Raw genomic sequence first — 12,473 nt, forward strand, 5'->3', positions numbered from 1 at the left:
GGCAAGAAGGGGAGAAGGTATGGATGTCTCTGCTATAGGTGTGGTCCGATCCAGCCTCAAAGATGTAGCGGTTGCTCCGAAAAATGAATTTGAAGGCGCTCCGATGGCGACTATCGAACTCAAGACGCCTTACCTGGCGGGGCTTGACGGGGTGCAACCGGGGACTGAGATTATCGTTTTAACGTGGCTTCATCAGGCGGATCGGAATGTACTGGCCGTGCATCCTCGGGGTGACGCTTCGCGAGAAAAACGAGGTGTCTTCTCCACGCGTTCTCCCGATAGACCAAATCCCATAGGTATTCATCGCGTTGCCGTGTTGGGGCTTGATGGTGGACGCCTTACCGTCTCGAACCTGGAAGCTATTGATGGGACACCCGTTATCGACATCAAGTGCATTCGTGACAGAAATCGTGAACAAGCGTTTGCGGCGGGGATTGCGCCAAACGACGGCAATGCACTTATTGAAGCCGGCCGATTGGCTTGGCAACGTGGTTTGGTAGCCGGCTTTAACGGGAATTTGAGTTTGCGTCAGGCCAATACCTGTATCATTACGGCCTCGGGTTGTGCCAAAGGCCATTTAAAGCCTTCCGATCTTGTTGCACTGGATATCGATTCAGGAAACGTGATTGGTGGAACGGCGAAGGCATCGACGGAAACCGGCTTACATCTTGAAATATATCGTCGGCAACCGGAGGCACATGCCATCGTGCATTGTCATCCGCCGCATCTTTTATCGTTGTCACTCTTGCAAACAGCGTCGCCACTGTTGTCTCCTCCTCTTTACGAAGCAGATGTTTTTCGTAATATGCTTACGCAAGTTCCAGCGATTACACCGGGAACGCAAGAGTTGGCTGATGCGGCTGGTGATGCGGCAACACGAACACGAGCGGTGTTTTTACGCCGCCATGGATTGGTCTGCTGGGGAACGTCACTTATTGAAGCCCTGGGCCTTACGGAAGAAATGGAATCCCTTGCTCGTATTCAACTCCTTATGAGAGGATAACCTCCTTTAATTGGAGGGAATTGGACCCACGGGGTTGCAAGAGAGATGTGAAATAAAGTACAAGGCAATTCGCCCGTTCGCTAACACGCAAAAAGGAGTCCGAGATGGCCAAAGAAAATGTCCAGAAAATGATGGGTGTCATGGGTTCGGTGTTCGCCCACACCGGCAAGATCACGAAAGAAGACGCCATGGAACTCTCCGGTCTGACCCCGGAAGAATTTGAACAAGTGTATCTCAAAGCCGGTAAAGTTGCCGAGAAGATCTATGACGGCAAAGAACACAAATACGACCAGATCTTCAATCATCTCTCCGAAGAAATGAGCGAATACATGAAGAAGATCAGTGGATACGGTATTGCCTAATCGCATATTTCGTGTCGAGGGAGAAATTCTCCCGGCAAACCAGACGCTGTAAAATCGGCCGCCGTGTAACCCACGGCGGCCGATTTTTTATATGAACGAGATAATATTTTATTGTGAAGACCGGCCTTGCCGGAAGAATTTTACCTATGATAAAGTGGGAATTATATTCAAAAAGCATGACACATACACTGCAAGGGACAGTATACTATCATGAAACGATCTCTCTTCGGTATTCTTATCGCTCTCATTGTGGTTGGTGTAGCTGCGGCATGGTTTGGTGGTGCTTTTGTCACCGATCGCATTACGCCAGAAAAAAAATCCGATTTCAAAACGCATAATTCGGAACCGGCAGCGGTGGCATTTGCCGTCAAAACACCGGTAACCCAATGGTATGAAGCTGTGGGTGTTGTTCGTCCAAAGCTGGAAACGAGTATAGAGTCGCAAGTACAAGCGACGATTCTCGATGTGCTTGTTCGGCCAGGAGATACCGTGACCTCCGGAGCTCCACTTATCATTTTGGATAGCCGACAGCTCAATGCACGTCTTGAGCAGGCGCAAGAAGCCGTTGCTTCGGCCAAAAGCGCCAAGGCCCAGGCAACCCAAGCTATAAGCGCTGCCCAGGCTCGGTATGATCAGACCAAAGCCGACTATGGGCGTATGAGCACACTCGTCAAGTCAGGGGCGGTGACGGCGCAGGAAGTCGACAAAGCCCGTTCTGATTTCCTGCAAGCACAAGCAGCACTTGCTCAGGCCAGAGATGGCGTGGACATGGCGGATGCCAAAGTGCGTCAGGCTGAAAAATCTGCGTTGGATGCGAAAATATCGCTTGATTATGCCGTTATGAAAGCCCCGGAAGATTCACAAATCGTGAAACGTCTTGCCGAACCTGGTGATCTTGCTTTTCCGGGGAAAGCACTGCTTGTTCTCCAGACCGGATCAAGTCTTCGGTTGGAAGCTGCTGTACGGGAAGGACTCATTGCGAAAGCCCGTGTCGGCGAACGCTTTCCGGTAACAATAGAAGCACTGGCCGATACCGAAGGTGGAGGCAAGACCACGGCCGTTATTGAAGAGGTCGTCCCGTTCGCTGATCCCAAAACGCGGACATTTCTTGTAAAAGTCGGTCTTCCCGCTCTGGATGGAGCATATCCCGGCATGTTTGGCCGGTTGTTTATTCCTTTGGGAAAACGCGACGCCGTTCTTGTTCCTGCCAAGGCATTACGTCGTATCGGACAGCTCGATATGGTCCGCGTGAAGGAAGGGGATACCTGGCGTGATGTTGCTGTACGTACAGGGAAGACACGAGACAATATGGTTGAGATTGTATCTGGACTCAATGGGGGCGAAGAGTTGGCCCTCTTCGATACGGCCTCTCCTGAATCGGCCTCACCAGGCGATGGAGCGCAAACGGCATCGCCACAGACCACGACTGAGACGGCCGAACCGGCCAAGGAGGCACAGTAGGTCATGGCCGATCATGCCGAAGACCCTCGCGGGTTTATTGCCGGTATTGTCCGAGCGTTTTTAGAACCGCGTCTCTCCATTGTTTTTTTACTGCTGGCGCTGGGGCTTGGCACGTCGGCTCTTATCTTGACGCCGCGAGAGGAAGAACCTCAAATCGTCGTACCGTTGGCCGATGTCGTGGTGAGTGCTCCCGGAGCGAATGCGGCAGAAGTCGAGCGACTTGTTGTCACTCCGCTGGAACGCCTGCTGTGGCAAATTGATGGTGTCGAATACGTATACAGCGCGGCACGCCCTGATGCGGCTGTCGTCACCGTACGCTTCAAAGTCGGTGAAAATCGCGAGGATTCCATCCTCAAGGTGCACAATGCCATTATGATGCATCTCGACATTGTGCCACCTATTGTTTCCAATTGGTTCGTCAAACCGGTTGAGATTGATGACGTGCCTATTGTGGCATTTACCCTTTCCTCGACGCGCTATAGCGGCTTCGAGCTGCGTCGTATGGCAGAAGAACTGTATGCACGCTTGAGTGAAACCGAAGATATTTCCCGGCTCTATCTGATTGGAGGGCAATCGCGAGAAGTGCGTGTCGAAATCGATCCGGATCGTTTGACTGGATATGGATTGACCGTCGCTGCGGTTATTGATGCCGTCGAAAGCGCGGACATGGCCGTTCGTGCCGGGAATGCCTTTGTTGACAATGCAAGTTTATCGGTCGTTGCCAATTCCTTTTTAGCGTCGGCGGACGAAGTTGGAGACATCGTTGTCGGGGTGAACGACAGTCGTCCTATACATCTTTCCGATATTGCAGAAATCATAGACGGACCAGCCGAACCGACGACGTATAGTCGTGTAGGAATATCCAATCGTCTTGCCGCTGCTATTCAAGCCGACCATCCTGGCCCGGCATCGGCGGTCACACTCGCTTTGGCCAAAAAGAAAGGGACCAATGCCGTCACCGTCGCCGATACGATTCTTGCCCGATTGCACGATTTTCAATCGAGCGTTTTGCCGGATGATGTTGATGTGACGGTGATTCGCAACCAGGGACAGACAGCACAAGCCAAAGTGACAGAACTATTGGCTTCGCTCGCGTTCGCCCTGGTGACGGTGATCGCGCTTCTTGCTGTGACCATGGGGTGGCGTGAAGCTCTTGTTGTTGCTGTGGCGGTTCCCGTCAGCTTTTCCTTGGCGCTGTTTGTGAATATGCTTTTTGGCTACACCATAAACCGCGTGACCCTGTTCGCGCTTATCCTCTCGCTCGGCTTGGTGGTGGACGACCCCATTATCAATGTCGACAATATTCAGCGTCATATTTTGGCTGGCCGCCTTCCGCCTCGTCGCGCGACACAATATGCCGTGGCCGAAGTGCTGCCTCCGGTTATAATGTCGACATTGACGATCATCGTGTCGTTTCTGCCTCTTTTTTTCATTAGCGGCATGATGGGGCCATATATGGCACCGATGGCGGCAAACGTTCCGTTGACGGTCAGTTTTTCCACCGTGTGCGCGTTGACGATTGTTCCGTGGTTGGCGTGTACTTTACTGAAGGGCAAAGCCCCGAAACCGGGCACGGCTTCCGAAGCGACCGATGTTTTCAAGGAGCCGGCATTCATTGGGGCCGTCTATCGTCGAATTACCGGCCCTTTTCTTGAGTCTCGGTTCCTTCGTTACGGCCTCGTTGTATTGGTGCTGCTTCTCCTGGCTGGCTCGGCTTTGCTGGCGGTGACTCGTCAAGTCCCTCTGAAAATGCTGCCGTTCGACAATAAAAACGAGTTTCAAATTGTCATCGACATGCCTGAAGGCACAACGCTCGAAACCACCAATAGAGTTGTTTCCGCCTTTGAAACATACCTTCAGACCGTTCCGGAAGTCGAAAATTATGCTTCCTACGTGGGAACATCGTCGCCAATGGATTTTAACGGTATGGTGCGACAGTATTATTTCCGCAAAGCACCGCATCAAGCCGATATTCGGGTCAATTTGGTTGAGAAAGATCGTCGTACCATGCAGTCGCACGGTATTGTGTTGCGGCTTCGACGCGACCTCGAAGGGATAGCCAAGAAGTATGGAGCCGCACTCAAACTTGTTGAATCCCCCCCCGGACCCCCTGTTGTGTCGACCATTGTTGCCGAAGTATACGGCGCACCGGATACTCCGCTCGAACTTTTAGAGGCCGCGGCCGTCAGAGTACGGGGGATATTCCAAAACGAACCGTTTGTTGTCGATGTTGATGATTCGATGCAGGCGCCAACGGAGCGTATTGATTTTCTCCTTGATCGTGAAAAAGCGGCACTTCATGGTGTTGATGCAAAAGATATTACTGCGGCGCTCAAGATGGCTGTGGGAGGAGAAATTCCTGCAACGGTCCATGAACGCGATGAGCGTGTACCGTTGTCTGTCAAAGTGATTCTCCCGTTGTCAAAGCGCACATCGGCTGCAGATATCTCTCGTCTTCCCATCAACACGGATGATGGTCAGATTGTTCCTCTCGCCGAATTGGGAAAGTTTTCCAAACATGCAGAAGACCAGCCCATCTTGCATAAAAATATGCGAAGAGTGGTCTATGTATTCGGTGAAATGGCCGGTCGGGCTCCTGGTGAGGCCATTCTTGATATGCAGGCCACGCTTGCGGCGGATCCTCTTCCGGACGATATACGTGTTGAATGGGCTGGTGAAGGCGAATGGAAGATAACACTTGATGTGTTTCGCGATCTTGGGATTGCTTTTGGCGCAGCAATGGGAGGAATTTATATTCTCCTCGTGATCGAAACGGCATCGTTTTTCATGCCGTTGTTGCTCATGACAGCTATTCCGCTGACCCTCATCGGGATTCTTCCTGGATTTTGGTTGCTGAATCTCTTTTTTGCCGGTTCCATCGATGGGTTTGCCGACCCCATTTTTTTTACGGCAACAAGCATGATCGGTATGATTGCTTTAGGTGGAATCGTCATCAGAAATTCGCTTGTGCTCATCAATTTCGTTGATGATGCCATGGCGCACGGTCTTGCGCTGAAGGAAGCTGTTCTTCGTAGCGGGGCGATTCGATTGCGGCCGATTGTGTTGACCGCCTTAACAACTGCCCTTGGGGCCTGGCCGATTACTCTTGACCCGATTTTTTCGGGATTGGCTTGGGCGTTGATTTTTGGCCTCGTCGCATCCACGCTGTTTTCTCTCGTCATTATTCCCGTTGCCTACTACGGATTACGGAAATAGACGAACATAGCGTGAGACTCTTCGAAAGAGAGGGGGAGTCAATCGTGCTTCTCCTCTTTTTTTGACTCTTCATTTCTTGCGCAGACGTATCGTCTGTGTGTCTCCATGAAAATCCGTGACTTTTGTTTCTTGTTCGTTTTTTTGTGCAAAACCTTCATCTTCCATGACATAGAACCTAAAGTACGTTAGGCAGGTAGGAAGGTGTGATGTGGAGCCACAGAATACTCGTGCCTTGTGCGTGAAATACGACGTGGTAATGGTATCTCATGAACAAGATTTCAGGATGAACGGATATCGGGAGGCGGAAAAGGAGTGCTCTCTTTTTTCTCGCACCCGTTCACCGTTGGAGACAAAATACATGAACCAATTCGACTATGACATCGGTATTATTGGTGGTGGGTCGGCGGGATTGACTGTGGCTGCTGGAGCTGCACAGTTTGGAGCCAAAACAGTGCTTATTGAACGAGAGCCCCGGCTTGGTGGTGATTGTCTCCATTATGGGTGTGTTCCTAGTAAAACGTTGATTAAAGCATCTCGCGTCTATCATGTGATGAAGCAAGGACCGCAATTTGGTCTTCCTTCGGTTGATCCTGGGCCGGTTGACTTTGCTCTGATTCGAAAACACATCGAAAGAGTAATCGCCGATATTCAGCCCCACGATTCCCCTGAACGATTTTGCAAGTTGGGCGCGGCCGTTGAATTCGGATCGGCAACGTTTGTCGATGACCATGTTGTCGATACGGGAGAAAAACGCATTTCCGCGAAACATTGGGTGGTTGCTTCTGGATCTTCACCGGCAATTCCTCCTATTCCCGGCTTGAATGAGGTGGGGTATCTCACCAATAAAGATATTTTTTATTTGGACCATCTTCCGAAATCATTGGTTATTTTGGGAGCCGGTCCGATTGCCGTGGAAATGGGACAGGCGTTTTGCCGTCTTGGGTCCAAAGTAACGATGATTCAACGCAGTGCTCAGATTTTGAGTCGAGAAGATCGAGATATGGCCATCTTGGTCTGCGAACGACTTCGGCAAGATGGTGTTGATATCGTACTCGAAGCAAAGGTTGAATCCGTCGAAAATGGACCGCAAGGACGTGTTGTACATGTTATTTTGCCAGGTGGTGAGAAACGGTCCATTCAGACAGAATCCATTTTGGTTGCTCTAGGGCGAGCTGCCAATATCCATGATATGGGGTTGGAGAACGCCGGAGTTGAAACAACAAGTCATGGTATTGTTGTCAACAATCGCATGCGCACAAGTTCTAAGCATATTTATGCCTGTGGCGATGTCACTGGGGCTTATCAGTTTACCCATGCGGCAGGATATGAGGGCGGTGTGGCGTTGACCAATATCATTTTCAAGTTACCGCGGAAGGTGGATTATACTCGGCTTCCGTGGTGTACCTATAGTGAACCGGAACTGGCTTCGATCGGTGTCAATGAGCTACGGGCAAAACAGGCCGGCTTGGAGTATGCCGTCTGGACCGAACCGTTCTCCGGAAATGATCGGGCACGGGCGGAGGGGGAAACCGAAGGCTTCATCAAAATGTTGGTGGATAAGAAAGAAAAGCCTATCGGCGTACAGATTGTCGGCGCGCATGCCGGAGATCTGCTGTCGGAATGGGTCGCTGTTATGGGAGGAAAGGTCTCACTCTCCACATTAGCTGGTGCCGTTCACCCCTATCCGACATGGGCTGAAATCAATAAACGGGTGGCTGGAAATCTTCTCAGTCGGAAAATTTTTTCTGATACGGTGAAGAAAGGGCTCAAGTTTGTCTTCAGTCTCAAAGGGCGCGCTTGCATCGCTCCTGAAGAGACTTCAGAATAACCATCTGTTTTCAGAAATGAAAGAAAAGCGCGGGGACCGATTCGGTTCTCCGCGCTTTATTTACGTGGAGCAGAAAACAAGGACATGAAACGTACATATTTTCGTCTTCGAGCTTTCTCCAAATCTGTCTCATGACATTTTTAGACTTCATTGGCACCGTGGAGCAAGACACGGTGGTCCTTGATGACAATGACACGGTCTCCGTTCATGTCTTCAAATACGGCATAGTCGCTACCATCAAAATCAAGACCGACATCGGCGAGTAAACGGCAGGTATCTTCTTTTTCGAGAGATTTGTCTGACCATTGCGAACCAAAATCGCCCGCAACTCGTTTTTTGAGCAACGTTTCATGTTCAACATAGTGAGCATCAAGTAAATTGTCACGAAAAGAGGCGATAACGAGACCAGACCCTTCTGTTATAATAGATTCGATAAGAATATCCAATGTCATGACGATATCTCTTTGTCTATAGTGTTGAGGTGACGAAGTAAGATAACATTTCATTAATGAGAAGTGCTGCGATGTCAATAGAAAGTGAATCACTTTCTAAGGATGAATCCATGCATTCTTCGTTGTTTATTATCATTTTTTTGTCAACGACGACGTTACTGCATTCAGTTTGATGCTACGAAGCGTGGTGTTTTTCGGTAGAGTTCGGAATGTTTTGTTTCTTGAACCGGAGCGATTTTGGATGTGTAGGCCTTAAGAAAAGAAGATATCGGTCGATAAGACAATCATGGTTCACCTCGTACCAATGTTCGATCTGCTGCTCCAAGGACGGACTCAGGCGATACTTTTTGTTTTGACGGTACACAAAAAGGCGCATTTTGCCTCGCGTTAAATGGAGTCGTCCATGATTGATGCCATCACCACATCCAATGCGCTGTTAGCCTATCAGCGACAACAGGCCCCTACATACACGCGCTCGGTCGAAGCAGATACCGCAGAATCGTTACAAAAAGCCAAAGTTGTGACACGTTCTTTCGGGCTGAAGCTCGGGAAGTTCGGTATCGATTATACCACGCGTGATGTGGAACTTCCCAACAGTGTTGAACAAAATAAATCTGGCCTGTCCGGTGACGCCTCTTCTGATAACCAGAAAAGTGGGCTGTCTCGTTATGAATCCTTCGAGTCGTTTTTAGAAGCCGCCTCGCTCCGCAACCAACTTTATCAAAGTTCGGCTGATACGGATCCGAAGAGTGAAAGTATGCGCTCCGGGGGAGGACATTCTGCACTGAGGAAACGGCTCGGTCTTGCTGCATATTCCAATTCGATCGAGACGTTTGATTTTGATAACCGTGGCGGTAAAAGTGTTCTTTTAGCAGTTGCATAGCCCTTTGGAGGGCGCTTCATGGTCTGGACGTTTTTCATGATGAGGCGTAAAGCGTCGTTCCATGAACTCCAGACGCATTATTAGTCCTTTTTCTTTACCCATAGCGTTTTTTGCAGCCACCATTCTGCTGGGAGCGGCGCTGCTAATGCACCCGGAGTGCCAAGCTCCGGGGGCCTCCGTATCATTTCTTGATGCCCTGTTTACAGCGACGTCGGCAACGTGCGTTACCGGACTCATTGTTGTCGATACAGCAACGGTGTATTCTAGGACTGGACATGTCGTCATTATGGCCTTGTTTCAGCTCGGAGGCCTTGGAATTATGACATATTCGAGCCTGATTTTTTATCTATGGCGACGACGAGTGTCTCTTGTTGACAAAATTGCTGTAGGACAATCTCTGCTTCACGATCCATCATTCGACCTTGGTCGTTTTCTGTTGATTATGCTTGGGTTTACGCTGGTCATCGAACTTGGTGGCGCGGCCTTACTGCACCTGTTTTCTCCCCAACAATTCGACCTGTTTACGGCTCTTTTTCATTCGATTTCGGCATTTTGTAATGCCGGGTTCTCAACGTTCTCCGACAATCTCGTTCAGTTCCAGGCCAATTTGGGCGTCAATGTCGTTATCATGAGCCTCATTGTTCTGGGCGGCCTCGGCTTTTCTGTAATTATGGAAGTGATTCGGACAGCTCGACGTAGTACGTTACGTCAACTGGTGCGGGCATTTCATGGGATGACGGGGCATAGCCGTGTGGTTATTCGCGTGAGTTTTTGGTTAATTGTTGTTGGGGCTGCTCTTCTTTTTCTTGGTGAGTCCTCGCTGCATGCCGAGGCTCCTGGGCCGGAGCGAAACAACCTGTTGACGGCATTGTTTCAGTCTATCTCTTGCAGGACTGCTGGATTCAATACGGTTGATATTGCGGGCATGACCGATGTGTCTTTGTTGTTTATGATCTGTCTGATGTTTATTGGCGGCTCTCCAGGATCGACAGCCGGTGGCATCAAAACGACAACGTTTCGCGTATTATTGGCGTATAGCGTAGCGAAATTTAAAGGACGTGAGCAAGCTGTTATCGGTCGATTTGCTGTCGACACAGAATCTCTCAATAAAGCATTGACGCTGTTGCTTTTCGCATTTGCCATTGTTGGAGGGGCAACCTTAGCTTTATGTTATACGGAGATGGCAGGTCAGCCACATTCATCCGTGCATGGTCTGTTTCTTGATATTCTTTTCGAAGTTGTGTCTGCGTTTGGAACAGTCGGATTGAGTGCCGGCTTGACGTCGCATTTGACGACTGTGGGAAAAAGTGTCGTTATTCTGCTTATGTTCATTGGTCGCCTTGGCCCCATCCTGTTTCTGTCGGTCATGCAACATATCCAGGAAAAACCCCACTATTCCTGGCCAGAAGAAAGCATGCTCATTGGGTAGAGTCGAGGAGGAGTCACAATGCCATCGAAATTACAAATGTGTGTTATTGGGTTGGGCAAGTTTGGTTATCACACTGCCTTGACTCTGGCAGAGATGGGTCATGAGGTGATGGGCCTCGATATGGACCCGGAAAAAATTCGACGTGCACAAAATGTGTTGACACAGGTTTTTCGTCTTGATGGCATGGAGAAGAAAGCCTTGGAACAAGTTGGTGTGGCAGACATGCATCACGTCATTGTCAGTGTCGGCCAAAGCCTGGAGGCGAGTACACTCATATCGCTCTATCTCAAGGAACTCGGCGTTGAAGACGTTTGGGTCAAAGCGATCAGCGACGACCACGAAAAGTTGTTGCGCAAAATTGGGGTGGATGAAGTTATTTTTCCGGAACGGTACGCTGCCGTACGTTTGGCGCATCGTTTGAGTATGCCCGGTCTGGTCGATATGCTCCCGTATGGAGACGATATCGTCATCAGAGAAATTCTTGTGGAACATTGGGCTGGGAAGTCGTTGCGTGAACTCAATTTAACAAACCGCCACGGTGTTCAGGTTATTGCCGTCAAATCTGCTGAAGACCACAATTTTCATTACGTCCCTCGTGCTGACAAGTCCCTCGTAGCTGGTGATATGCTTATTGTCGTAGGGAATGAGAATGTTTTGAAGAAGCTGGATTCCTGATTGGACATTTGCTTGACCACAGCCCGGAGGTTGGCGTAGGAGGCCCGCCATGCGTTTTATTGATGAAGCTAATATCATGGTTGTTTCGGGCAAAGGCGGACACGGATGTGTTTCGTTTCGGCGTGAAAAATTTATTCCCAAGGGCGGTCCCGATGGCGGGGACGGCGGCAAGGGGGGCGATGTCATCTTTCGAACTGTTGATAATCTGCTGACCTTGTATGATTTGCGCCTGAAACGGCGCTACGAAGCCAAAAACGGCGGATATGGTATGGGGCGGCAACGCACTGGAGCCAAGGCAGCCGATCTCGTTGTGGATGTTCCTGTCGGCACCCTGTTCTATGAAATCGGTGAAGAAGGCGAATCGCATTTGGCTGCCGATTTGAAGGAGTTGGGTCAGACATTTGTTGCGGCGCGGGGTGGGCGAGGAGGCAAAGGGAACACCCACTTCAAATCGTCCACAATGCGAGCTCCACGTTTTGCTCAGCCTGGAGAAGAAGGCGAAGAAAAGCGCTTCAGGCTTGAACTTAAAATTTTAGCGGATGTCGGCCTGCTTGGGCTTCCCAATGCCGGGAAATCCACATTCATCTCCGCCGTGTCCATGGCAAAACCAAAGATTGCCAGTTATCCTTTTACGACTATTACCCCGAACCTCGGTGTGGTTGAAGGAGATCGAGGGGATCGCTTTGTTATTGCCGACATTCCCGGCTTGGTTGAAGGCGCACACGAAGGCGTTGGATTGGGACATCGGTTTTTACGTCACGTCGAACGCACCCGGGTACTGCTGCATATTTTGAGTGCAGAAGATGTGTCAGAAGAAGCGCCATGGGCCGGTTTTGATCTTATCAACGCCGAGTTAGCAGCATATAACCCTGAATTGGCGAAGAAGAAGCAAATCCCTGTTATTAATAAAATAGATCTTCTTGAACCGGAGGCTCTTGAGGCGATGCGCCAGCGTGCCCGTGAAGATGGACGCGAAATTCTTTTTATGAGTGCCAAATATGGAGACGGCGTAGAAGACGTAGTGAAGACATTGTGGGAAGCCGTCATACACGGGCGTGAGGAAGATAAACCACATGTTGATGATACAGTTGAACATGAAGAGTCGTCTGACGTATAAAACAACACGTTGGGAACGTTGTTGTCGACCATGATGCAAAGATATTT

General features: G+C 49.9%; 10 protein-coding genes. 9 read left to right on the top strand and 1 reads right to left on the bottom strand.

What is annotated here, in order from left to right:
• Positions 1–19: 19 nt before the first annotated feature.
• From tsaA to G451_RS0109140, 5 genes are all read left to right on the top strand, one after another.
• The gene (gene tsaA, locus G451_RS0109115) at positions 20–1,003 is read left to right on the top strand and encodes a tRNA (N6-threonylcarbamoyladenosine(37)-N6)-methyltransferase TrmO (protein WP_027184018.1); all 984 of its coding nucleotides are present in this window, start codon (positions 20–22) and stop codon (positions 1,001–1,003) included.
• A 104-nt stretch (positions 1,004–1,107) separates the two neighbouring features.
• The gene (locus tag G451_RS0109120; protein WP_027184019.1) at positions 1,108–1,365 is read left to right on the top strand and encodes a hypothetical protein; all 258 of its coding nucleotides are present in this window, start codon (positions 1,108–1,110) and stop codon (positions 1,363–1,365) included.
• A gap of 210 nt (positions 1,366–1,575) precedes the next feature.
• The gene (locus tag G451_RS28480) at positions 1,576–2,826 is read left to right on the top strand and encodes an efflux RND transporter periplasmic adaptor subunit (protein WP_051261316.1); all 1,251 of its coding nucleotides are present in this window, start codon (positions 1,576–1,578) and stop codon (positions 2,824–2,826) included.
• A 3-nt stretch (positions 2,827–2,829) separates the two neighbouring features.
• Positions 2,830–6,042, top strand: a complete 3,213-nt coding sequence (locus G451_RS0109130) for an efflux RND transporter permease subunit (protein WP_027184020.1) — start codon at positions 2,830–2,832, stop codon at positions 6,040–6,042.
• A gap of 358 nt (positions 6,043–6,400) precedes the next feature.
• A complete protein-coding gene (locus G451_RS0109140) occupies positions 6,401–7,870 on the top strand; it encodes a dihydrolipoyl dehydrogenase family protein (RefSeq protein WP_027184021.1) in 1,470 nt (489 codons plus the stop codon).
• Between the two features lie 140 nt (positions 7,871–8,010).
• On the opposite strand, the gene G451_RS0109145 is transcribed toward G451_RS0109140, so the two are convergent.
• A complete protein-coding gene (locus G451_RS0109145; protein WP_027184022.1) occupies positions 8,011–8,322 on the bottom strand; it encodes a hypothetical protein in 312 nt (103 codons plus the stop codon).
• 403 nt (positions 8,323–8,725) lie between these two features.
• Between G451_RS0109145 and G451_RS0109150 the strand changes: the two genes are divergently transcribed.
• The 4 genes from G451_RS0109150 (at position 8,726) to obgE (ending at position 12,426) form a co-directional block, all read left to right on the top strand.
• Positions 8,726–9,205, top strand: a complete 480-nt coding sequence (locus tag G451_RS0109150; RefSeq protein WP_027184023.1) for a hypothetical protein — start codon at positions 8,726–8,728, stop codon at positions 9,203–9,205.
• 61 nt (positions 9,206–9,266) lie between these two features.
• The gene (locus G451_RS0109155; protein ID WP_027184024.1) at positions 9,267–10,634 is read left to right on the top strand and encodes a TrkH family potassium uptake protein; all 1,368 of its coding nucleotides are present in this window, start codon (positions 9,267–9,269) and stop codon (positions 10,632–10,634) included.
• An 18-nt stretch (positions 10,635–10,652) separates the two neighbouring features.
• Complete coding sequence (locus tag G451_RS0109160; protein WP_027184025.1) at positions 10,653–11,309, top strand: potassium channel family protein; 657 nt, start codon at positions 10,653–10,655, stop codon at positions 11,307–11,309.
• Positions 11,310–11,358: 49 nt separating this feature from the next.
• Positions 11,359–12,426 (top strand): GTPase ObgE, encoded by a 1,068-nt coding sequence (gene obgE, locus G451_RS0109165; protein ID WP_027184026.1) that lies wholly within the window; start codon positions 11,359–11,361, stop codon positions 12,424–12,426.
• The last annotated feature ends 47 nt before the right edge of the window (positions 12,427–12,473 follow it).

This window comes from Desulfovibrio inopinatus DSM 10711 (assembly GCF_000429305.1).
GTDB classification, from domain to species: domain Bacteria; phylum Desulfobacterota; class Desulfovibrionia; order Desulfovibrionales; family Desulfovibrionaceae; genus Alteridesulfovibrio; species Alteridesulfovibrio inopinatus.